Source organism: Desulfolutivibrio sulfodismutans DSM 3696 (assembly GCF_013376455.1).
GTDB classification, from domain to species: domain Bacteria; phylum Desulfobacterota; class Desulfovibrionia; order Desulfovibrionales; family Desulfovibrionaceae; genus Desulfolutivibrio; species Desulfolutivibrio sulfodismutans.
The window spans coordinates 1,781,057-1,804,057 of record NZ_CP045504.1 but is presented as its reverse complement, the minus strand read 5'-3'; the positions used below and the strand labels follow the sequence as shown (position 1 = coordinate 1,804,057).

20 protein-coding genes and 1 riboswitch are annotated in these 23,001 nt (G+C 63.6%); of the genes, 15 read left to right on the top strand and 5 right to left on the bottom strand.

Annotated features, from left to right (window positions below):
* Positions 1-31: 31 nt before the first annotated feature.
* The 5 genes from ftsZ (at position 32) to GD606_RS08560 (ending at position 5,566) form a co-directional block, all read left to right on the top strand.
* Positions 32-1,348: a cell division protein FtsZ gene (ftsZ, locus tag GD606_RS08580; RefSeq protein ID WP_163301100.1), complete on the top strand. Its 1,317-nt coding sequence runs from the start codon at positions 32-34 to the stop codon at positions 1,346-1,348.
* 92 nt (positions 1,349-1,440) lie between these two features.
* A complete protein-coding gene (locus GD606_RS08575; protein ID WP_246299030.1) occupies positions 1,441-3,018 on the top strand; it encodes a radical SAM protein in 1,578 nt (525 codons plus the stop codon).
* A 251-nt stretch (positions 3,019-3,269) separates the two neighbouring features.
* Positions 3,270-3,887, top strand: coding sequence for a LysE family translocator (locus GD606_RS08570; protein ID WP_163301098.1), 618 nt, complete (start codon positions 3,270-3,272; stop codon positions 3,885-3,887).
* A gap of 148 nt (positions 3,888-4,035) precedes the next feature.
* Positions 4,036-4,740 carry a hypothetical protein gene (locus tag GD606_RS08565; protein WP_163301097.1) on the top strand — a complete coding sequence of 235 codons (705 nt, stop codon included), beginning with the start codon at positions 4,036-4,038 and terminating at the stop codon, positions 4,738-4,740.
* Between the two features lie 277 nt (positions 4,741-5,017).
* Positions 5,018-5,566 (top strand): hypothetical protein, encoded by a 549-nt coding sequence (locus GD606_RS08560; protein WP_163301096.1) that lies wholly within the window; start codon positions 5,018-5,020, stop codon positions 5,564-5,566.
* A gap of 105 nt (positions 5,567-5,671) precedes the next feature.
* Here the strand turns inward: GD606_RS08560 and GD606_RS08555 are convergent, their stop codons facing one another.
* Both GD606_RS08555 and GD606_RS08550 read right to left on the bottom strand, forming a co-directional pair.
* Positions 5,672-6,145 (bottom strand): type II toxin-antitoxin system HicB family antitoxin, encoded by a 474-nt coding sequence (locus GD606_RS08555; RefSeq protein ID WP_163301095.1) that lies wholly within the window; start codon positions 6,143-6,145, stop codon positions 5,672-5,674.
* A 4-nt stretch (positions 6,146-6,149) separates the two neighbouring features.
* Entirely contained in the window at positions 6,150-6,347 is a 198-nt protein-coding gene (locus GD606_RS08550; RefSeq protein ID WP_163301094.1) for a type II toxin-antitoxin system HicA family toxin, read from the bottom strand.
* A gap of 706 nt (positions 6,348-7,053) precedes the next feature.
* Between GD606_RS08550 and GD606_RS08545 the strand changes: the two genes are divergently transcribed.
* From GD606_RS08545 to GD606_RS08500, 10 genes are all read left to right on the top strand, one after another.
* Positions 7,054-7,500 (top strand): TadE/TadG family type IV pilus assembly protein, encoded by a 447-nt coding sequence (locus tag GD606_RS08545; RefSeq protein ID WP_163301093.1) that lies wholly within the window; start codon positions 7,054-7,056, stop codon positions 7,498-7,500.
* Positions 7,448-8,794 (top strand): TadE/TadG family type IV pilus assembly protein, encoded by a 1,347-nt coding sequence (locus tag GD606_RS08540; protein WP_246299028.1) that lies wholly within the window; start codon positions 7,448-7,450, stop codon positions 8,792-8,794. The genes GD606_RS08545 and GD606_RS08540 overlap by 53 nt, the downstream gene beginning before the upstream one ends.
* Positions 8,795-8,830: 36 nt before the next feature.
* Positions 8,831-9,394 carry a TadE/TadG family type IV pilus assembly protein gene (locus GD606_RS08535; protein ID WP_163301091.1) on the top strand — a complete coding sequence of 188 codons (564 nt, stop codon included), beginning with the start codon at positions 8,831-8,833 and terminating at the stop codon, positions 9,392-9,394.
* A 231-nt stretch (positions 9,395-9,625) separates the two neighbouring features.
* A complete protein-coding gene (locus tag GD606_RS08530; protein WP_176629259.1) occupies positions 9,626-10,867 on the top strand; it encodes a tetratricopeptide repeat protein in 1,242 nt (413 codons plus the stop codon).
* Positions 10,868-10,928: 61 nt separating this feature from the next.
* A complete protein-coding gene (locus tag GD606_RS08525; protein ID WP_246299026.1) occupies positions 10,929-13,055 on the top strand; it encodes a hybrid sensor histidine kinase/response regulator in 2,127 nt (708 codons plus the stop codon).
* A gap of 16 nt (positions 13,056-13,071) precedes the next feature.
* Complete coding sequence (locus tag GD606_RS08520; RefSeq protein ID WP_163303239.1) at positions 13,072-14,658, top strand: ATP-binding protein; 1,587 nt, start codon at positions 13,072-13,074, stop codon at positions 14,656-14,658.
* A gap of 271 nt (positions 14,659-14,929) precedes the next feature.
* Complete coding sequence (locus GD606_RS08515) at positions 14,930-15,625, top strand: hypothetical protein (protein WP_163303238.1); 696 nt, start codon at positions 14,930-14,932, stop codon at positions 15,623-15,625.
* 13 nt (positions 15,626-15,638) lie between these two features.
* Positions 15,639-16,241, top strand: a complete 603-nt coding sequence (locus GD606_RS08510) for a DUF488 domain-containing protein (RefSeq protein ID WP_163303237.1) — start codon at positions 15,639-15,641, stop codon at positions 16,239-16,241.
* Complete coding sequence (locus GD606_RS08505) at positions 16,238-16,681, top strand: DUF488 domain-containing protein (protein ID WP_176629258.1); 444 nt, start codon at positions 16,238-16,240, stop codon at positions 16,679-16,681. Before GD606_RS08510 ends, GD606_RS08505 begins: the two co-directional genes overlap by 4 nt.
* A 334-nt stretch (positions 16,682-17,015) precedes the next feature.
* Complete coding sequence (locus GD606_RS08500) at positions 17,016-18,638, top strand: transporter substrate-binding domain-containing protein (RefSeq protein ID WP_163303236.1); 1,623 nt, start codon at positions 17,016-17,018, stop codon at positions 18,636-18,638.
* A 200-nt stretch (positions 18,639-18,838) separates the two neighbouring features.
* Here GD606_RS08500 and GD606_RS20760 read toward each other — a convergent pair whose 3' ends face one another.
* From GD606_RS20760 to GD606_RS08485, 3 genes are all read right to left on the bottom strand, one after another.
* A complete protein-coding gene (locus tag GD606_RS20760) occupies positions 18,839-20,014 on the bottom strand; it encodes a sirohydrochlorin cobaltochelatase (RefSeq protein WP_163303235.1) in 1,176 nt (391 codons plus the stop codon).
* Between the two features lie 121 nt (positions 20,015-20,135).
* A riboswitch (cobalamin riboswitch) is annotated at positions 20,136-20,333 on the bottom strand.
* Positions 20,334-20,457: 124 nt separating this feature from the next.
* Positions 20,458-22,272 carry a methyl-accepting chemotaxis protein gene (locus GD606_RS08490; protein WP_246299023.1) on the bottom strand — a complete coding sequence of 605 codons (1,815 nt, stop codon included), beginning with the start codon at positions 22,270-22,272 and terminating at the stop codon, positions 20,458-20,460.
* A gap of 377 nt (positions 22,273-22,649) precedes the next feature.
* Positions 22,650-22,883 (bottom strand): hypothetical protein, encoded by a 234-nt coding sequence (locus GD606_RS08485; protein ID WP_176629257.1) that lies wholly within the window; start codon positions 22,881-22,883, stop codon positions 22,650-22,652.
* Between the last annotated feature and the right edge of the window lie 118 nt (positions 22,884-23,001).

Here is a 23,001-nt window from a genome sequence, read left to right as displayed (position 1 = left end):
CAAGGAGACTATCGAGGGGGAGGGAATGGACATGGAATATTTCGAACTGGACACCGAATCGAGCGCACGCATCAAAGTGGTGGGCGCAGGGGGCGGCGGCAGCAATGCCGTGGACAACATGATTTGTTCGGCGCTTAAGGGCGTCACCTTCATCACCGCCAATACGGACATGCAGGCCTTAAGCAAATCCAAGGCCGAGTTTCGCCTTCAGATCGGCGAGAAGCTGACCAAGGGTCTTGGCGCGGGGGCCAATCCCGAGGTCGGCCGCGACGCCGCCCTGGAAAGCATCGACCTCATCCGCGAGACGCTCGGCGACGCGGACATGGTGTTCATCACCGCCGGCATGGGCGGCGGCACCGGTACCGGGGCCGCGCCGGTCATCGCCCAGGCGGCCAAGGAGATCGGAGCCTTGACCGTGGCCGTGGTCACCAAGCCCTTCTATTTTGAAGGCAAAAAGCGGCTGCTCCAGGCCGAAAAGGGCGTGCAGGCCCTGCGCGAGGTGGTGGACTCCATCATCACCATCCCCAACGACCGCCTGCTGTCCCTGGCCTCCAAAAAGGCCACCTTTCTGGAAATGCTCAAAAAGGCCGACGAGGTGCTGTATTTTGCGGTCAAGGGCATCTCCGACCTGATCATGGTGCCGGGCCTGATCAACCTGGACTTCGCCGACGTCAAGGCCGTCATGTCCGAGATGGGACTGGCCATGATGGGATTCGGCGTGTCCCGGGGCGAATCCCGGGCCCGCGAGGCCGCGCTCAAGGCCATCACCAGCCCGCTTCTGGAAGACGTGACCATCGACGGCGCGCGCGGCGTGCTCATGAACATCACCTGCGGTCCCGACCTGACCATCGAGGAAGTGGACGAGGCCGCCTCCACCATCACCGAGGCCGTCCACGAGGACGCCAAGGTTTTCTTCGGCACGGTCTTCGACCAGGACGCCGGGGACGAAATGCGCATCACGGTCATCGCCACAGGCATCGACAGCGAACGCCTGGCCGCCTCCACCGCCGCCGCGCGGCAGGCCGATGAACGCCACGCGGAAAACGTGACCCCCCTAAGCCGCACCCGCACGCCCAATTCGTCCGGCCCCAGCGGCGGCGGCGTCCCGGCCCAGCCCTCAAGCGTCGGCGGCGGCGTCATGCAGAGCCCCCGGGCGGCCAAGATCCTGACCTCGGCCACGGCCAACGACTACAACATCCCGGCCTACATCCGCAAAGGGGTCAAAAAGACCCCCGAGTCTGTAGCGGTGCAGCCGCCGGTCAAGGCCCACGCCCCTGGCGAGGAAGAGTTCATTTTCGATGAGGAGGAATTCGAGATTCCGTCGTTTATCCGCATGCAGGCGGATTGACGGCGTCCGCTGCCGTGAGGCGCGATCCTCCCTCCCCGGTCTTCTTCGGTCGTGATCGCCCGCCCCGGCGTGAATGGGGCGGGCGGCTCCCCGTGGCCCTGGTGTTTCCGGGGCCGCCACGGGCCGCCCTGTCGGCCCTGGGCTGGCAGGCGGTCTACGCCCTGGTCTCGCAGCATCCCGCCCTGGCCGTGGAACGGGTGTTTTACTCCGGCCCGGGCAAGGCCGTATCCGAAGATTCCGGCCGCCCCCTCTCCGACTTCCCGGTCATCGCCTTTTCGCTTGGCTACGAAGAGGACTTAGCCGCCGCCGTGGCCGCGCTTTTATCCGTCGACCTGCCCCCCCTGGCCGTCGACCGGCCGGGCTATCCCCTGGTTGTGGCGGGCGGGCCGCTTCTTTTCATGAACCCCGCGCCCATCCTGCCCGCCCTGGACGCGGCCTTCGTGGGCGAGGCCGAGGCGGGTTTCCCGGAATTTCTCGACCGCATCCGCGAGCACGCCGCATCCGGCGGCGGCAAGGCCGCGCTTCTGGCCGCCGTGGCCGACATGCCGGGCGTGCTGGTCCCGGGCCGCTCGCCCCTGCCCGTGCGCCGGGCCGTGCATCGCGACCCGGGCTCTCCCACCGTCCTGACCTGTCCGGCCCATTCCGCGTTCGTCTCGCCCGAGGCGGAATTCAAGGACATGCTGCTCATTGAGGTCAACCGGGGCTGTCCCTACGGCTGCCGGTTCTGCGCCGCCGGGTTCGTCTACCGGCCGCCGCGCCACGTCGGCATGGACGAGGTGCTGGCCCTCGTGGACCGCACGCGGCCGCAAAAGGTCGGCCTCGTGGGCACCGCGCTCACGGACTGGGACGACCTGCTGCCGCTTCTGGCCGCCCTGGCCGAGCGCGGCGTCAAATTCTCCCTGGCCTCGGTGCGCGCCGACGGCGTCACCCGCGAGCTTTTGGCCATCCTTCGCGCCGCCGGTTCGCGCACCCTGACCCTGGCCCTGGAAGGCCCAAGCGCCCGCATCCGCCGCGCCGCCAACAAAAACCTCTCCGAGGACGCCTTCCTGGCCGCCGTGGCCCTGGCCGGGGAGTTCGGCGTCAACCACCTCAAGATGTACTGCATCGTGGGCTGGCCCGGCGAAACCCAGGCCGACTACGACGAACTGGCCGGACTGATGGGCCGCGTCCACGCCGCCGGGCGCGTGGGACAGGGCAAACGCGGCATCCAGCACGCCACCCTGGCCGCCAGTTGCCTCGTGCCCAAGCCGTTTACGCCCATGCAGTGGGCCAAAATGGCCTCGGAAGACGACATCAAGGCCGATGGCGAGCGCCTGCGGCAGGCCGTGGCCCCGCACAAGGGCATGCGCTACAGCCTCGACGGCGCGTTCGCCGCCCGGGTGCAGGGGCTCCTCGCCCGGGGCGACGAGCGGCTCTTCGAGCTCATCCTCCTGGCCGCTAAAAACGGCGGCAATTTCAAAAAAGCCCTGTACGCCTGGGACGGCGACTCCACGCCTTACATCGATCGTGAGCGCGAGCCGGACGAGGTCTTCCCCTGGGAGATCATCGATGTCGGGGTGCGCCGCGACTACCTGTGGCGCGAATGGAAACGCTACCAGGACGCCGTGCCCACCGCCAAATGCCCGCCCGCCGGGTGCGGCGCGTGTGGGAGATGCGGCATGGACTCGTAGCGCGAGGCAGGAAGAGAAAGGCATTTCCCGGGGGAAATCATTTCCCCCGGACCCCCTGGATTCGGGCGTCGATCCGCCGCTTCGCGGCCGGATCAACGCCCGGAAACGCAGGCGGTTCGCGCGAGAGTACTTTTCCTGGCTGCCGTGGCGATGGAAAGGCGCACGGCAAGGGATGTCGCCTGGAGAAAATGGTGAGGGTCGCTTGAATCCGGATAGGGAAGCGCGTATGTGGGAAGCGTGAGGAGAATGATATGCCCGTGGAACTGTATCTGGCCTTCGTGGCCGCGTCCGTCGTGATATTGGTCATCCCGGGACCGACCGTGATGCTGCTCATCAGCCGGGGGCTGTCGGACGGGAAACGTAACGTCCTGCCGCTGGTGGCGGGCGTGGCGCTCGGCGATCTGACCGCCATTACCCTGTCCATGCTGGGGCTGGGGGCGGTTTTGGCGACCTCGGCCGCGCTTTTTACGGCCGTGAAATGGATCGGCGCGGTCTATCTGGTCTGGCTCGGGGTGAAGATGATCCGCGAAAAGGGCGGGGTCGTGGCCGCCGACCCGCTGGCCGCCAAAAAAGCCCGCTTCGCCCAGGCCTTTTGCGTCACGGTCCTGAACCCCAAAACCATCATGTTCTTCATCGCGTTTCTGCCGCAGTTCGTGTCGCATGAGCATCCCGTGCCGCCGCAACTGGTGCTGCTCGGTGCGACATTTACCCTGCTCGGCGTGGTCAATGCCTATATGTACGCGGCGCTTGCCGCCAGCGCGGGCAGCCGCCTGACCAGACCGGGCGTTGTCGCCGCCATCCGCAAAACCGGCGGCGGCGTGCTGGTTGGCGCGGGGGTGCTGACTGCGGCGATGCGACGGGCGGGGTGATGCAAGTTACCTGGATTGTAAAGGCTTTGTTGTGCTAGCTCATAAAAGCTAATTATGATATTTGAATTAACTTGAGCCTTCTTTTCAAATGAAAAAGATATTTAAAAAATTAAAATTGATATGCACGCAATTTATTAATTTAAGGGACGTGTTATTTTTCTTTTTTGTATCGCTTGTTATTTTTGTTTTGTCAAGAATTTTATATCTTTCTTTTCAATATCAAGAGTCGCCGTGGTGGAAGCCAGAAGTAATTGGGCCTACTGTTGGCGCTTTTCTTGCTGCAGGTGCTGGGTCATGGGTTGCATATTTACTCGATGTTGTTGGCAAAAAGAAAGTGAAAAAGGATTCAAGATGTTGTTTGCTGGAAAAAATTGTTTACGCATTTAAAGATGAATCAGTACGATTTGAACTTTCAATTGAAAATGAATTATTTAATGATATATACGACAAAGTTCAGATGTATTTGAGAACTCATCCATGGGATATTTATTTGATATTAAAAAATGATGTGCAAAACTCTGTTGACATTACACTGGAAGAAAGGTTTGTTGTTTACAAAGCAATAGAAATAATGCTTTTTGATATATATGAATTAAAGAGACGGGCAAGAGAATATAGAAAGATGTGTGAAAAGCAATTTATGGGGATACAAGAGCATTTTTCTGGGGGGTTATATGAATTTATTCAAAGGTTCAAGGATAGAATCAGATTTAATGTTTTCATTGTTGAAAAAATATTGAAATATAAAGTTGGATTTGATTTGGACATTATGAAAAAGAATATACAGAATGAGATGCGGTCCAACTCAAATAACATAGATTATGATGATTGGATAAAAAAGTTACAAGATTGATTTGTAGAGCGATACCCCTTCACCCCACAACCCTCTCCTTCACCTCACCCCCAAAGAACCCCTTATACACCTTCGACGGCTCCACCCGCACTACGTCGAGGTACCGAACCGCCTCAATCTCCCCGCACGCCACCCCGCAGCTCGCCACCCGCGCCATCTGCGTGACCCCGCGCCTTTTCCCCGCAGTCCCCCCCCGCACGTTCCACTTGCCATTGGCAACGCATTTGCACATATTCCACCCCATACGCAACCGTGTACGAACCGCAGGAGCATCATCATGAAACGGCTGACGGGTCTGATTCTCTTTCTCATGGTCCTGGCTAGCTGGTCGCACGCCACAGCCGACATCAAGGTCTACGACTCGGCGAACCAATTCCTCGGGTATCTGGTCCAGCAGGCCATCCAGACCGGTGTGCGTCCCATCGCCATGATCTACAACCCGCAACTCAACGCGGTGATGGGATTCAGTTACGCGACACAAGATGATCTGACGTATTCCATTGAAGACTTGTACAACAGCGGTGTCTTTTACAACCAGGCAAACTGTCAGGGCGACAAATATTTCGGGGATGATTATTTTACGATATTCCCACAGGTATTCAAATATGATGGTGCCTACTACGTGACGCGCACCAGCGTGGTGAGTCTGGCATATCTAAGCTACAAGGCGCAAGGCACGTGCTACAACCTGTCGTCCACAATACCTGCCTCGCCGCTCGTGCCGGTGACGCTCCCGGTGACGGAGCCCTTTAAGGCCCCGTTTCGTTTCGAGTATGAAGGACCGACCCAGACGACGAAGACGGTGGTCATCCCCTTGAGCAATTGACCGGCGATGCGGCGGCCGCACACGACGCGTTCCCAGCATGACCGCCATGCGCGTCGGACGTGGCGCGCCGTCATCCCGGGCAGGGGACGTGGGGCGGGCCGCCCTTCATCCCACAACCCTCTCCTTCACCTCACCCCCAAAAAACCCCTTATACACCTTCGACGGCTCGACCCGCACCACGGCTCGGTATCCCAGCGCCTCCAGCGCCATTTCAAGGTGATCCCACTTTGAGCGGTGGTACAGATCAAGCAACCGCCGCACGGATTTCGGGTCAGTATGCAGCCGCGCGGCCATCTTGAGCTGGCTCACGCCCTGGTCCCGCATCCCCTGGTACACGGCCAGCTTCACCACGGCCATGGGCGGCAGCTCAAGAAACGCTTCGCCGGGTTCGATTTCCGAGGGCGGCGGGATATCCTCGGCCTCGTCCATCATGGCGCACAGCATGGTCAGCGCCGCATCCAGCGCCATATCCAGCGCGTCCGATGCGTCGGTTCCAACAGTGATGACTCCCGGCAGCTCGGGGACCTCGGCAACGACCGTTCCGTTTTCGTCCGGGGTCAGCCTGACCGCATAGCGCATGGCCTTACAGTTCCTTCGGGTCGATGCCCAGTTGGCGGCACAGTTTCTTGATGAAGACCGGCCCCAGATCCATGTCGCCGTGCACCGGGATGGGGGCCTTTTTCCCGGCCAAGCGCGCCAGGCAGTGCCCGCCCTTGCCCCGGGCCGGTTCAATCACCACCCCGAGGGCGGCAAGACGCCTGAGAAACTCCCGGCACTTCATGCCTTCATCATATAGGGCACATTTGCCCCACCGTCAACCCGGCCCGGTTTCCCGCCGACCGCGTCCGTTCCCCGGCCGTCTCCGCGTCCAGGCGCGCCGCCCCGGCGTTCACGGCAGCGACAGACCTCCGGGCGCGCAGCTTCCGTCGTTGCACAGCGTCTCCCGGCATCCATGGCAGCGCCCTGTGGCCGCGTCGCGTTGGTCGCCTTTCTGCCCTCTCTCCGCCGACTGCACCAGCGTCCCGCGTCCGCCATTCGGCCACATCCTCCCTCCTCGTTCCACAGTCCGTGGATTCACGCTCAGGCCGCTGTCTGCATCGCCGCGCCGCACCATCCGCCAGCCGGGCCGGGAATCCCGCAGTGCGGACAGGGCCGCACATGTTTGGCGCACCGGCATGCCGCGCGCTCCACAGGAAATGGATTCCGCCAGGCAAACGGAGGCTTTCAGTCCACGGATCGTGGACCAGTGACCGGTTGCGGCGGCCCCGCCCGGGGCGGCGCACGCCCCCCACGGTTCGCACGCCGGGGATGAGGTCTCGGGCATTTCCCAAGGCTTCACGGCGTGTTGATCACCTGCGGCGGCGTCCTCCGGGGAACCCCGCCAGGGCCGCATGTAGCGGTTGCACGGTTGTTGCTACCTGCAAGGAACCACCTCCGTCGCTTTCGACGCGGGGCGGGAATTCTTCAACCACACAGGAGGGGCCACCATGAACAGACCGGTCCCCGGAATAACGCCGACAGGCCACGACTCCCAGCGGGGCGTCGCCGCCGTGGAGATGGCCGTCCTGACCGCCTTCGTCCTGGCCCCGCTGTTGATGATCCTGGTGGAGGGCTCCAAAATTCTTGGAGAATATTCAACGATCCTGTCTGCCTCTCGCGAAGCGGCGCGGCTGGTGATGCGGGAGAACGGCGACACCACGGGCGCGTCGGATCTGGTGAAAAACCTGACCAGCGGCCTGGATGGCGCTGATCCGGCTGTCGAAATCACCGTGACGGATACGGAATCGGAAAAAAACGTGAAAGTGAAGGTGGATTATGTCTACCAGACCGTTATCGCCGCCCAGTCCCAGGCCGACCTACCTTACCCGGATCTGGACATGCTTGGCGGGTGGAATCGCACGCTTACGGCCAGCACGGTCATGCCGCTGCCCTAGGGACCACAGCCGCCGGGGAGCCATCACGCCGCTTCTGGCCATCGCCCTGCCTGCGATCATCGGCGCGGCGGGTCTGGCCGTGGACGGCGGGCGCATGTACCTGGCCGACCGCGCCCTGCAAAACGCCGTGGACGCGGCGGCCCTGGCCGGGAGCATGGCCCTGCCCGAAGATCCGGACATGGACCAGGGCATCGCTGCGGCTGCGGCCCAGGAGATGCTCTCGGCCAACTATCCCGAGGCCACCATGGTCTCGGCCGGGCCGGGGTCCGAGGTCCGCAGCGCCTGCGTCGTCGGCCAGGCCAACGTGGACTATCTGCTCATGGGCGTTCTCGGACTCAGCAGCGGCCAAGTCACGGCAAAGGCCTGCGCCGGGTTCAACAACCTGGAAATCGTGCTGGTGCTCGACACCACCGGCAGCATGAAGGGCACGCCCATCGCCAACGTCAAGTCGGCGGCCACGGATCTGGTGGAGCTGATCCTGCCCTCCAACACCACCCCCTCCACCAAGATCGGCATGGTGCCGTTTCGGGGCATGGTCCGCCTGCGCGCGGGCGTGGACGGCGTGGCCGCAGGCTGCCGCAACGCCAACGGCACGTTCAACAACGGCAAGCTGCTCGATGTCTACAAGGCCGCCAAGTACCGTTATCCCACGGGATCGTCGCTCAACGTGGACTCCGATACCTGCAGCAACATCTCCTACGTCGAGGCCCTGACCACGGACCGCGCCTCCATCCTGTCGCGTATCTCGGCCCTAAGCGCCGACGGCGCAGGCTCGGGCACGATCATCTCCGAGGGCATCAAGTGGGGCAGCCACGTGCTGACCCCGGCGTCGCCGTTCACCGAGGGCAGCTCGGATGAAAAGTACCGCAAGATCATGATCGTTTTGACCGACGGCGACACCGAGGACGGGCGTTGCGGCGGCACCTACGGCATTTCGTACACCCCCAACAACTACTGGACCAACTCCTATTTCGGCATGGGCCTGTCCACGACCTATCCCGCGCCCGCCAACTTCCCGGACTGCAAGGACGGCGGCGGCCTCAACACGGCCATGGCGAACGAGGCCGCAGCGGCCAAGGCGCTGGGGATCGAGATCTTCTCCATCCGCTTCGGCGTCTCGGACGCCACGGACGTGTCGCTTATGAAGCAGATCGCCTCGTCCAAGGAAGGCACCTTGGACCACTATTTCGACGCCCCGAGCGCTACGGACATCCTCAAGGTGTTCAAGCTCATCGGCCGCCAGCTCGGGCATCGGCTCATTCCCTATGATGAGGCCATGGGAACCTCGTCGTAGTGTGGCAGCCCAGGGCGGTAAGGACGGGAACGCATCATGAACGCACATCGCACACAAATAAACCAGCCGCCGGTTTCCCTGCGTCGCCTGGGCGCGGGCGGCAACTGCCGGGGGGCCACGGTCGTGGAGATGGCCCTGGTCCTGCCCCTGCTCATCCTGTTCATCACGGGCATCTTCGACGTGGCCAACATGATGCGCATCAGCCTCGGCATACAACACGCCGTGCGCATGGGCGTGGCCCTGGCCTCTTCCGGGGCCGGGGTGGACACGGACACGCGCAGTGTGGAACAGGTCGAGACCGAGGTGAAGACGCAACTGGCCCTTTTGGGAAAAAGTGTGGCAGAGGGCGCGACGATCTCGGTGACGAGCTGGCCGGGCAGCAACTCCGCCGGGGACGGAACCACCGGGGATCTGGGCGGGCCGTGCGACACCGTGGAGGTCAAGGTGGACTATAACTATCCGGTGCTGGAATCGTTCCAGGCCGCCATGATGCTGCCCATGTTCGCGTCCGAGGAGGGCGGCTTGTCCGCGATTCAACCCACTGTTGCCCTCTCCCGGGCCGAGAGGCGGCTCAACGAACCCTGGGCCACCTGCAACTAACCGCTGCGCGTGCGGCCCGTAGGCCGAACCGCGCCCCGGCCTGGACCGGGAAAACCGCATGAACGATCCGACGCCCCCCGGTTTCCGAACGAGGGTGTGGCCATCAACCTTACGCCTCCGCCGCCGGGGGCTTTTTTGTTCCTGGGCGTGGCGTCAGCCGGGTGTTGCGGCCCGGCTTTACCGCCCCGGCGCTTTGCGCTACGGAAATGGATGCAAACCACGGGAGGGACGATGGTTGGTCGCATGGGCCGTTTTTTCGCCGTCTTGGCCTGCCTTGCCGGTCTGGCCGGACTTGTGGGCTGCGGAACCTTTCTCGGCGGTTCGGACAAGGCGGCCAAGGCCCCCGGCGGCGAGGCCGGGGCGCATTTGCAGGCCGGGGACGCCGCCCTGGCCGCCGGGCAGCCGCAAAAAGCCCTGGAGGCCTATGACCGGGCCGGGAAGGCCGGGGCTGATGAGGCCCTGGTGCTGGAGCGCCAATGCCGGGCGCAGCTGGCCGGAAACGCCTACAGGGCCGCCCTGGACGCCTGCCGGGCCTGCCTGTCCCGGCAGCCGGACGATCCCGAGGCCCTCTACGGGGCTGGATACGCCAGCCTGATGCTGCACAACCCGACGGCCGCCGTCGGCTATCTGGAAAAGGCCCTGGAGGCCCGTCCGGACATGACCCAGGCGGCCCGGACCTTGGGGCTGGCCCATTATCAGGCCCAAAATCACGACCAGGCCGTGGCTGTCCTGGAAAAGGCCCTGGAAACGGGCGGGACCGACGCCGACACCCAGAACAATCTCGGGCTGGCCTTTTTGTCCCTGAACCGGGCCGATGAGGCGGCGGCGGCCTTCCAGGCCTCCCTGTCGGCCAAGGATTCCCCCCGCACCCGCAACAACCTCGGACTGGCCCTGTGCCAGGCCGGGCGTTTCGAGGAGGCCTATGCGGCCTTCGTGGCCGCAGGCGGCGAGGCGGCGGCCCACAACAACCTGGGCGTATGCTACCGGGAGCGGGGCATGGCCGACAAGGCGGCTGAGGAATTCGAGCAGGCCATCGCCCGAAATCCCCGTTTCTACCGCAGGGCCTCCGAGAACCTGAACCGGCTGACGACCTCCGGCGTCCAGCCGCCCGAGGCCCAGCCAGCCGCCACGGCGAAAACTGCGCCGGACCAGCCAAAGGCCAAGGGGAATGCGGACGGCGCGAAATCCGGGAAAAAGCCTGAGAAAAAAAGCGACGCAGCCGGGACCAAGGCCGGGCCCGCCCCGGGACAATCCGCCCCGGAGAGCCCCGCTGTGACGCCCCAGGCCGCAGCCGCCCCCCAGGCCGGGCCCGGGCCGGAACCCGTCGATGATCGCGACGCCAGAGCCCAGGAAAAGGCCGCCGCCCAAAAGGCCGCCAAACCCGTTTCCGCCCCCGATGCGCCGCCCGTGGCCCCGGCCCCGGCCCCGAGTGGACAGGACGAAACCCGGACGAACGCGCCGCAAACCCCCTGATCCCGGGCGGGGATGGCCGCCTGCGGGCGTCCCCGCCCGCACAAGGCCAACGACATCCGCCATGCCAGCCATGCGACACATCGGCCCGTCCGAACCCTACCATGTGCTTGTGGCCGACGACGAGCCGCAAATCCTGGTCCTTTTCAAGGAAATTCTGGCCCCGGACGACGATCTGGAGCTGTTTCCCCGGGGGACGCCGGACGCCTCCGCCCCGGCCGAGCCCCAGACCCCGAGCTATGCGGTGACGGTCTGCCGCCAGGGGGAGGAGGCGGTTTCCGCCGTGCGTGAGGGCTTAAAGACAGGCCGACGCTACGCCGTGGCCTTTCTCGACGTGCGCATGCCGCCCGGGCGCGGAGGATTGTGGGCTGCGGCCGAGATGCGTCGCCTGGATCCCTATGTCCAGATCGTGATCATGACCGCCTTCTCCGACATCGACGCCGAGGAGATGGCCCGGCGCGTGCCGCCTGCCGACCGGCTCCTGTATCAGCAAAAGCCCTTTCATCCCCAGGAGATACGCCAGTTCGCAGCCTCCCTGTGCTCCAAGTGGAGCTCCGAACGCGACTTCCTGACCCTCCAGACCCGGCTGGAATCCATCGTGGCCGAGCGCACCCGGGAACTGGCCGAGACCAACGAGCGTCTCACCCGCGAAATCCGGGAGCGCGAACGGGTGGCGGACCTCATTGCCGGGGCCAAGAGGGAATGGGAGGGCACCTTCGATTCGGTGCAGGATCTGGTGGTCATCATCGACCGGGACATGATGGTCAAGCGCCTGAACATGGCCATGGCCCACCGGCTGGGACTGTCGCCGAAGGACGTGGTGGGGCGTCCGGCCTCGTTCATCTTTGATCTGCCCGAGGCAGGCGGCGAATTGACCCGGCGGCTGGGCAGCCTGACCGACGGGCGCTTCCATTCCCTGGAGTTGGCCCTGCCCCGGCTGCACGGGGAGTTTCTGATCACCGCCTCGCCCATCTACCTCTCCGAGGACGAACCGCTGGGCACGGTGTTCGTGGCCCACGACGTGACCGAACGCAAGGTCTTGGAGAAAAAGCTGCGGCAAAGCCAGAAGATGGAGGCCATCGGCACCCTGGCCGGGGGCATCGCCCATGATTTCAACAATATTCTGGGCATTGTCATGGGCTTTTCAGAGATGATCCTGGACGGCGCAGGCGGGGACGAAAATTTGCTGCGCCGGATGGAGCACATCCTGCAGGCCTGCCGCCGGGGAAAGGATCTGGTGTTGCAGATCCTCACCTTCAGCCGCCAGACCGAGGAAGAGTCGAGCACGTTGCGCCTGTCGCCCCTGGTCAAGGAGACGCTTAAGCTCATCCGGGCCACCCTGCCGCACACCGTGGCCATCGAGGAGCACATCGCGGGCGGGCCGGACACGGTTTTGGCCGAACCGGCCCAGATCCAGCAGATCGTCATGAACCTGTGCGCCAACGCGGCCCATGCCATGCGCGAGTCCGGCGGCGTGCTCACCGTGACCCTGGATACGGTCCATTTGCCCGACCCGGGCCGTCAGGCCCCGGGGCTGCCGCCCGGGCAGTACGCCCGGCTGGCCGTGGCCGACACGGGGCACGGCATTCCCAAGGAGATCCTGGACCGCATCTTCGACCCCTTTTTCACCACCAAAAAGCCCGGCGAGGGCACGGGCATGGGGCTTTCCGTTGTGCATGGCATCGTGCGCAAGTACCGGGGGGAGGTGAAGGTCAAAAGCGTGGTCGGGCAGGGCACGTGTTTTGAGGTCTTTTTGCCCCTGTCGTTTCTGACGGCGCGCACGGCCGAGGACGAGTCCCTGGGGGCGGCGGCGGGGCGGGGCCGCATCCTCTACGTGGACGACGAGGAGTCCCTGGCCGAGATCGGGGCCGAACTTCTGGCGGGCCTGGGGTTCCAGGTCACGGCCGAGACCGATCCCCGGCAGGCCCTGGAACGGTTTCGGGCCGACCCCGGGGCCTTCGACGTGGTGGTCACGGACCAGACCATGCCAGGGCTTTCGGGCACGGACTTAAGCCGGGAACTGTTGGCCATACGCCCGGACCTGCCCATCGTCCTGGTCACGGGATTCAGCGAATCCCTGTCCAAGGACCGGGTGAAGGCCCTGGGCATCAGGAACTTTTTGCTCAAACCGGTGCTGCGCAAGGATCTGGCCGCAGCCGTGAGCCAGGCCCTTGGCCTGGGAACCGGATAATCCACGGGAGGCGGCCATGACCCAGGCGGGACAATGGGGATATGTGACGGCGACGGCCGGGGCCACGGTGACGGCGACGCTGGTTCCAGCCACGGCGTCCGGCGTCCGCCTGGGGGACATGGTGCGCATCGCCACCGGCATAAGCCTGTGCTTCGGGCTGGTGGGGCGGCTATGGTGGGAGGGGGCCGATCCGGAACGCCCCGAGGTCGGGCGGCGGCTGGCCGAGGTGGTGCTTCTGGGCGAGACCCTGGACCTGGATCGGCCGCAGGATTTTTCGTTCCAGCGCGGGGTGTCCGTCTCTCCGTCGTTGGGATCGCCGGTCCACGGGGCCACCTCCCGCGACCTGGCCCTCATCTACGCCAAGCCCAGCGCCCCAAGCGTGGCCGTGGGCAGCCTGCACCAGGATCCGGGCATCGAGGCCCGGGTGCTGGTGGATGAGCTATTAGGCAAGCATTTCGCCATCCTGGGCACCACGGGGTCGGGCAAATCCTGCGCCGTGGCCGTAGTCCTGGGCGCGGTCCTGGCCCGGTGCCGACACGGGCACATCGTGCTTCTCGACCCCCACGACGAATATGCCGCCGCCTTTGGGGACATGGCCCTGCCCGTGCCCCCGGACGATCTGCACCTGCCGTACTGGCTGCTCGACTTCGAGGAGATGACCCATGTGTTGTGCAGCTCCGGGCAGCCCTACCGCGAGGTGGAGGCCAACATCCTGAAAGAGGCGGTGCTGGCGGCCAAGCATGAGTTCATCGCCACCTCCGGGGGCCAGGACTACAACCTGACCATCGACACCCCGGCCCCGTTTCGGCTCCTGCGGGTGGTGGAAATCCTCAAGACGGGCATGGGGCGTCTCGACAAGCCGGAAAGCTCCATCCCCTACCTGCGGCTTCTGGCCCGCATCGACAGCCTGCGCAAGGACCGGCGGTTCGGGTTCATGTTCGGGGGGTTGGGCGTGGAGGACTGCATGGCCGAGGTCATGGCCCGGCTGTTGCGCCTGCCGCCCGGGGGCAAGCCGCTGACGGTCATCAGCCTGGCCGGGGTGCCCTCGGAGATTGTGGACGTGGTGGTGTCGGTGCTGTGCCGACTGGTCTTCGACTTCGCCCTGTGGACCAGGCGGGGCCAGGGCGCGCCGGTGCTTCTGGTGTGTGAGGAGGCCCATCGCTATGTGCCGCGTGACCGCACGCTGGGGTTTGAACCCACGCGCAAGGCCGTGGCCCGCATCGCCAAGGAGGGGCGCAAATACGGCGTGTCGCTTGGGCTTGTGACCCAGCGGCCGTCGGAGATCTCCGAGTCCATCCTGTCCCAGATGAACACGCTTTTTTCCATGCGCATGAGCAACGAGGCCGACCAGCGGTTCGTGACCATGGCCATGCCGGAGAACGCGGCCGGGCTTTTGTCGGTGCTGCCGTCGTTGCGGGCCCGGGAGGCGGTGGTGGTGGGGGAGGGGGTGTCCGTGCCCATGCGGTTCGCCTTCGCCACCCTGGCCGACGGGGCCCGGCCCAAAAGCGATACGGCGAAATTCTCCACGGCCTGGGGCCAGGAGGCGGCCGGAGACGACTTCGTGCCGGAGACGATCAACCGTTGGCGGCGGCAGATACGGTAGGGGCGCGTCCCTTGATGAATACGCAATTCAAAGTGGTGTTTAAAAATTCGGGTACGTCGATTTCGAAAACATGACACGGGACCGGGGCGGTCGCTGCAATACCGCCATGCGAGGGTTGCCGGAGGCGGTGCATTTCGGGGAGAGTCCGAAGAGAAATATTGATATGAAAAATTGAATCTTTTATCACATATGCATGGTTGCCTGAATGGCGGCAAGGCGGTTGACGTACGGTGGACGGCAATAGCCCTGCGCAAGCTGAGGGGGACGGCATATGCGTTTGGTGATCACCGATCTGACCGAGTTTCATAATCCCGACTGTTATTGCGTGGCCGGAATCAATCCGGACGGCGCCTGCTTCCGGCCGACAAAGAAGTATTTTTCGCGGGAGGAATGCACGACATTTCCCATCTTTCCCGGAACCATCCTGGAGGGAGACTTCACCCTGCGGTCTGACAACGAAGCGCCGCATGTTGAAGATTGCCGCCGATCCGGCGTAAGGCACGCCGGGATATGCACCGCAGTGGAGTTTTTGGATGTTTTGCGAGAGGATGCGTCACATTCCGTTGCGGCAGGATTTGAGGTGGAGGGCCCGGAATGCCCGAAGTGCATTCCAAAAACTGATCCGCCCGGAAGGTCGATCATCACTGTCCGCGTTCGTCCCAAGGCGTGCTGGTTCAATATCGGCAGGGATGGGAAGTTTCGATTTTCGTTCTACGACGGGGCCGACGCCAGGTATTCCTATCTGCCCATAGCGGATTTGAAGATGCGGCAGTATCAGGCACGGCATGACGGCGTTGTTTCCGTTGACGCCATGTCCCGGTTTCTCCATCATCAAAAGGAGGTCTTTCTCCGGGTGGGGCTCGGCCGGTGTCATCGTATCGATTCGAGAGAGGGGTATTGGCTCCAGGTCAACGGGGTCTATTCCTTCCCGGCGTGGTTTCCGGAAACGCGCGGCTTTGCCGGATAGGGACAGGAAAAATATGCTCTATACCATAGGATATACGTCGTATGACGTCCCAGGACTCATTGCCGTGGTGCAAAAGCTCGGGATCACGGCCATAGCCGACGTACGATCCATGCCGTACAGCGCCCTGCATCCGGAGTACAACAGGGACAAGCTCAAGGAGATCTTGCGGAATTCCGGCGTCCAGTATGTCTTTCTTGGCGATCTGGTCGGGGCCAGGTATGACGATCCGGACGTTTACGACGGGAATGCGGTCGATTACGCCCGTGTTTCGCGGTTGCCGACCTTTCGCAAGGGCCTGGAACGCATCGTTGACGGCGCCACACGGCATGTCATTGCGCTTATGTGCGCGGAAAAGGATCCCGTGACCTGCCACAGAATGATATTGATATGCCGAAATATGCGGAACGAACTGTCCATACGCCACATTCTTGCTGACGGGAAAGTGGAATCTCATGAGCATGCGGAACTCCGGTTGATGCGTCTTTTCGGACTGGACAGGCTGGACCTGCTGGGACGCTCGGAACAGGAGCGGCTTGAAGACGCCTACCAGCGGCAGGGCAAACTGATCGCGTACAAGGCCGATGCGCCGGATGCCGCCCACAGGCAGGCCGTATGAGCCAAATATCCCTTTATACCATTGGTTTTACGAAAAAAAAGGCCAAGGAATTTTTCGGGAGAATTCGCGCCGCCGGGATTTCCCGGGTGATCGACGTGCGCCTGAACAACGTGTCCCAACTGGCGGGATTCGCCAAACGGGACGATCTTGTCTTTTTTCTGCAAGAGATATGCGGATGCGGATACGAGCATCGGCCCGAGTGGGCGCCGACCCAGGACGTGCTAGACGCATACCGGGGCAAATCCATGGACTGGCCGGGATATGAACGCCGCTTCAACGAACTGCTTGAGTTCAGACGGATAGAGGGGAGCATCCAACGGGATGCCTTGCATATGGCCTGTCTGCTGTGCAGCGAGGCCACGCCGGAATGCTGCCATCGACGCCTCGTCGCGCAATATTTGCAAGCGAAATTGGGGAATATGCAGATCACGCACCTGTGAGCAGACTGGCAAAGAATCCCATTCGCTGCGATCCTGCCGCTGATGCCGCCCCCCTGCCATTGTCTTTTTCTTTTTTTCATGGAAGTTGTACCTGTAGACAGGGTGGTTTCTCCTCCGGTCGGCGCGGCGCGCGCACGGTGGCGATACGGCGAAATTCTCCACGGCCTGGGGCCAGGAGGCGGCCGGGGACGACTTCGTGCCGGAGACGATCCACCGTTGGCGGCGGCAGATACGGTAGGGGCGCAGGATTATGTCCGTCCGGGGCGGGGTGCGTGATCGAAAATCGTCAAAACGGGCCGTGCCTGTGGTTCGCGGCGCAGCCGGAGAGGGCGTGATGGGCATTGCTGCAAGAAGGCGGGACGTATTCTGTTCCCTGTGGGCCTTCGTTTGGTTTCTGGTCCCGTCGCAGGCGTTCGCCCTGGAATTCACCGAGCAGGAGTCGCGCTACATCCGGGAGCACGGCACGGTCACCATGTGTGTGGACCCGGACTGGACGCCCTTCGAGAGCATCAACGAAAAGGGCGAACACCAGGGCATCGCCGCCGACCTGGTGCGGCTTGTGGCCGAGCGCACCGGGCTTCGCTTCGAGTTGGTGCCCACCGCCTCCTGGGACGAAAGCCTGGCGGCCTCCAAGGACGGCCGCTGCAAGATCTTGAGCTTTCTCAACAAAACCCCGCAGCGGGAAAAATGGCTCATCTTCACCACGCCGATTTTTAGCGACATCAACGTGTTCATCACCCGCGAGGAGCACCCCTTCATCTCCGACCCGGGCAAGCTGGTGGGGGAAAGCATCGTGTTTCCGCGCGGCACCTCCATGGAAGAGCTGGTCCGGCGCGATTATCCCAACCTTTCGATCCTGGTCACGGAAACGGAGAACGAGGCCGTGGGCATGGTCTCCGCCAAAAAGGCGGACATGACCATGCGTTCGCTGATCGTCGCGGCCTATACGATCAAGAAGGAAGGGCTTTTCAACCTCAAGATCGCCGGGCAACTGCCCTATTATTCCAACAACCTGTGCATCGGCGTCGCCGACAACGACCAGACCCTGCGCGGCATCCTCAACAAAGGCATCAGCACCATCACCAAGGCCGAGCGGGCCGGGATCGAGAACCGGCATGTGTCCATCAACGTCCAGGCCGTGACGGACTACAGGTTCATCCTGGAGGTATTGGGCGCGGTCCTGGTTCTGGCGTTCCTGGGGGGGCTTTGGGCCTACAAGGTCAAAAAGCTCAACACGGCGCTGACCCGGGAGATCGAGCGGCGCAAGGAGCTTGAGCGGATGCGCGACGACGTGGAGCAGATCATCCGCCATGACCTGGTCACGCCGCTGACGGGCATCATCAGCATCCCGGAGTTGTTGCAAGATCAGGACAACCTGACCCAGGACCAGCGGGAGCTCTTGCACCATGTCGCCTATTCCGGAAAGCGCATGCTCGGCATGATCCGGATGACGTCCGATCTGGCCCGGATGGAGAAGGGAACCTACGCCGTCGCCATGCGGGACTGCGACTTCATGGACATCATCAAGGGAGTCCGCACCAATCTGGCCGGGACGTTCGAGGTCAAAAACGTGGGCTTCGAACTGCGCCTGGACGGGCGTCCGGCCGGTCCGGGGGACCGGCTGCCGCTTCGCGGCGACGAGTTCCTGCTGACGGGACTTTTCGAAAACCTGATCAAAAACGCCTGCGAGGCCTCGCCCCCGGGCGGGGTGGTGTCGGTGGACATCGACACCGGGGCGCTGACGTTTTTCATCCGCAATGCGGGCGAGACGCCCAAAGAGATCGTGGGGCGGTTTTTCGAGAAATACGTCACCAGCGGCAAAAAATACGGCACGGGGCTTGGGACGTATTCGGCCCGGACCATGGCCCGGGCCCTGGGCGGCGACGTGGAGTTGGACGCCTCGGTCCCGGGCCGGACCACGCTTGTGGTGCGGCTGCCGGAGAGCGGGGCGGCGTAGACCAAGCGTCCTGGCCTGTGCCGCGTCCGGCCAGGCTGATTCTTTGCGCGGTGCGCCGGAGCACGGCGGCGGCCAGTCCGTCCTGCACGGACGGCCTCGTGGTGCGTTTGATTCTTCCCGTGATGGTTTTCAAGCCGCAACACCCTGAATGCATGATTTATATTCACAAAGAAGATGTCTGTTATTTTGTGAGCGCCGCATTAGACGCCGTTCGCTCCCACAGGTTCCTCTTTCGCCAATGACGCAACTGCGGCCTCAAGATGCTCCATCCAGACCGCGCGAAACGGCGCGTGCAAAAGGGTTCCGGTTAGCTTGGCCATGACCTGGAACCCGGCCGACTCCAGCAGCCCTTTCCATGACCTTGGCCCTGCGCCGTAGACGTCCACCTGGACGTGGTGTCCCGGCACGCTCATAAACGGCACGAGCCAGACCCGGCGCGCGCCGCTTTGCCGCAGACGGCCGATGATCTCCGCGCTCCCGGGCCGTCCCATGAGCGCCCCCAGAAAAAGCAATGGATCCTGCGTTCTGGCCCCGGCCTCCCAGTCGAGGTAGCGTTGGTGCCCCTGGTGGTAGGTTCCGTGGGCCACCAGGACCACGGCCTCGTCCGGGCGGCGTTCGGCGGGGATGTAGGAGGCAAGGCCCCGGCGGACGCGGTCGAGGTCCGTCTCGCTGGTCAGCAGGGGGCCGCCCATGCCCACCTCCAAAAATCCCTTGCGCGGATGGCGGTAGACCATGGCCTGGTCCCGGGTCCAGTGGTATTCCACGCCGGGAACCGTGTGCAGGGACTGCACCGCCAGATGCGTCACGCCCTGGTCGTGCAGCCTGGACAGGGCCTCGGCCACGGAGTCGCGGCGCATCCCGCGCGCGGCCAGCTTGCGGCGTACCTTGTGGGCCGTGAAGGCCCAGTGCAGGGCATGGTCCGGGAAGCGTTCGCGGACCTCGGCGGCGAACAGTTCGTAGCCGGTCTGGGCCTCGGGCAGGGCCGCGCCGAAGGCGGCCAGCAGGATGCCGTCCCGGCGCGGGCGGGGCCGGGCGTGGTGATGGCCGTGGCCATGCCCGTGAGCGTGATCATGCGCGTCCCCATGCTCGTGCTGGTGCTCATGTCCGTGCTCATGGCCATGCTCATGCCCGTGTTCGTTTTCATGGGCATGGTCGTGTCCGTGGCCGTGTGCATGATCGGGCTCATGTCCAGTCCCGTGGTCGTGGTCATGCGCGTGGGCAGGTTCGTTTCCACCTTCGGCCCCATCGTGTTCATGTTCATGTCCATACGCGGGCGCATGTTCATGCCCAAGGTCGTGCGCCTGGGGCTGGGTGACGGGTCCGTGGCCGTGGGTCGGGATGTCGGTGTCGTCCGCCGCAGCGGTTTTTCGCGTCATGGTGTCCCCCGGCAAAAGCCGGTGCGGCATATGCCGGTTTGGGGGACAGGGCCGGGGAGGGGGGCGGGTCGCAACGGGAAGGGCAAAGCCGCCGGAACCCCTCGACGGCAAAGTCCCGTTGCCTCGGGGTGCGGGGTTGGCAGGTCTTCTGGCTTGCCTGGACGATGGCCCGGCCTTCCCGTCCCCGGGGGGACAGTGGCCAAGGGGGGGCGTCGCGCTTCCCGATGTCGGGCCAGGCTTACAGCGGCGGGTCCGCTCCGGCGTCGCACCGGATTCCCTGTTCGTCTCCGTGTGGAGAACCAACCGTGCGACGTGACTACCGGGGCGGGCCGGGCGGTGTCAATGGCAGGATCATCCTGGCGCGGCTGGGGAGGAAGGCACGACGTGCCGCCGCAACAGGGTCGCGGCGGCGCGTATCATCGCATCCGTCCGGTGGGAGGGCCCTATGCCAGGGCCCGGCGCGCCGGGCCGCGGCTTGGGCCCGCAATCTGCGCCACCTCGCCGCCGTCCTCCTTCATCCGGTCGATCAGCCCCTTGAGCGTCATGGACTGCCGGGCCAGTTCGCTGACGGCCTGGGCGGACTGCTGCATGGCGTCGCTGGTTTCCGACGTGATCCGGTTGATGTCTTCAATGCTCCGGTTGATCTCCTCGCTGGCGGCGGATTGCTCTTCGGAGGCGCTGGCGATGGAGCGCACCTGATCCGTGGTCAGATCCACCAATGTCACGATCTCGGCCAGGGCCTCGCCGGACTTTCCGGCCAGGGTCGTGGCCGCGTCGATCTTCTGGACGGCCTGCTCCACGTTGGCGATGTTCGTGCGGGCGCCGTTTTGGATGCCGCGAATGGCGTCCCCGACCTCCTTGGTGGCGGACTGGGTCTTTTCGGCGAGTTTTCTGACCTCGTCGGCGACCACGGCAAAGCCCCGGCCGGCCTCGCCCGCCCGGGCCGCCTCGATGGCGGCGTTTAAGGCCAGCAGGTTGGTCTGGTCGGCAATGTCCGAGATGACGTTGAGAATCTGGCCAATGCTCTCCGCCTGTTTGCCAAGGGAGGTCATGTCGGTTTTGAGCGACAGCGCCGCATCCTGCACCTCGCCGATGCCCTTGACCACGAGGGTGACGACCTGGGAGCCGTCCTCGGCCTTGTGCTTGGCCTTGTCGGCCGTCTCGGCGGCCTGGGAGGCGTTTTTGGCGACCTCCATGACCGTGGCGTTCATCTCCTCCATGGCCGTGGCCGTCTCGCCCACCCGGTGGGTCTGCTCTTCCGAACCCCGGCTGGATTGCTCGATCTGGGCGGACAGTTCTTCCGAGGCCGAGGTCACGACCTCGACGACATCTTCAAGCTGGTGCGCCGCCTGGAGCATGCCCTCGGCCTTGGCCCGTTCCGCCTGTTCCTTGGCGGCTGTGGCCTCCTGCATGGCCGTCTCGGCCTCCCGGGTCTTTTGCACGGCCATGTCGGCCTGGGACTTCGCCTCGCCGAGAAGTTTCTTCAGGCTCGCGACCATCGTGCGCAGGGCCTGGGCCAACACGCCGATCTCGTCTTTTTGGTCCACGGACAGGGTGCTGTCGAGCTTGCCGTCCGCAACGTCCGTGGCGAAGGTGACGCCCTTGGCCAGGGGGCGGGTGATGGACAGGGTGACGACTACCCCGGCGACGATGCCGACCAGAAGCGCCACGGCGGAGAAGGCGACGGCCATCTTGATGCTTGTGGTGCGCACGGCGTCGAATTGGGTGTCGGCGTCCTGGCTTTCCTTGATGAAGCTTTCCAAAATGGCGTCGATGTTGCTCATGGCCTTGGTCTTGAGATCGTCGATCTCGGCGTCGATAGCCTTGATTCCGGCGTTGATCGACGATCCTTCCTTGCGCAAAAGCGGGAGCATCTTCGTTTCCATTGCGGCGAAGTATTGGGCATAGAGGGCTTCAAATTCGGCCAGCCTGCGTTTTTCCTCCGGGGTGTCCACCATCTCCCGGAGCCGGGAAATGTCCTTGGTCTGCTGGGCCTTGGCCTCGGCCAGGTCTTTGGCGGAGTTGTCCAGATCCCCGTTGATCACCGCGTCGGCGATGATCCCGTAGAGGGCCTCCAGGCGCGAGTCGACCTCTCCGATGAACTGGGCGTCCTGGGCGCGTTTCGCCCCGTCGTCCTGGAGGTCTCCCAAATCCATCATCGTGGCGATCTGTGTCCAGGCGACAATGGAAAAGATGACGATCACGGACGCAAAGCCGATCAAAAGGCGGAGGCCGATACGCAGGTTGCCGAATTTCATGGAGTCCCTTCGCTTGCTGTGGTTGCGGCGTGAAGTCGCCCAAATTTTATAGGAACACTATGAAATAAATTCGGCGACAGCAAGATTACATTTTTCTGAAACGAGGGAGAGGGAAATGCGTCATGGTTTTTAAAAACGTCGGAGAGCGCGTTCCCTGCTGCTGGTGAAATGTCCCGTCTTGTCTGGGCATACGCCGTGGGTTGGTGTTTGAAGGCTTGGATTATCCACTGGAAAAGGGAGTTATGGAGACAGAAACGGGATGACGCGGCAGCTGGTTTTCGTGAGGCGTCGGATCGTGGCGGCGTCTCTTGCGTAATGAAGCGGGCGACATCGGCAAGTGGGGAAATGGGATTCCCGGGCGGCGCCGGTCGCGGCGATTACAAGGAAAGGCAGCGGTCCATCACCTCAGCCAAAAGATACATCGACCCGCACACGACCACCGTCCCCGGAAAGTCCCGCACCCGGGCCAGCGCCGCCGCCACGTCCGGCACGGCCTCGGCCCGCTCCCCAAGCCCATGCGCCACGTCCGCCGCATCGCGGGTGCGGCCCGGGCAGAAAAGCCCCGGCACGATGATCGGCCCCGTGGTCAGCCGCCGCACGATCCCGGCCATGCCCGCAAAATCCTTGTCCGCCAGGCAGGTGAAGATCACCGCAGCCGGGCTTGACGAGGGTGGGTCTCAGGAATATCAGAAAGTAAGAAAATCCATAATTCATTATTTCCAAATTTCC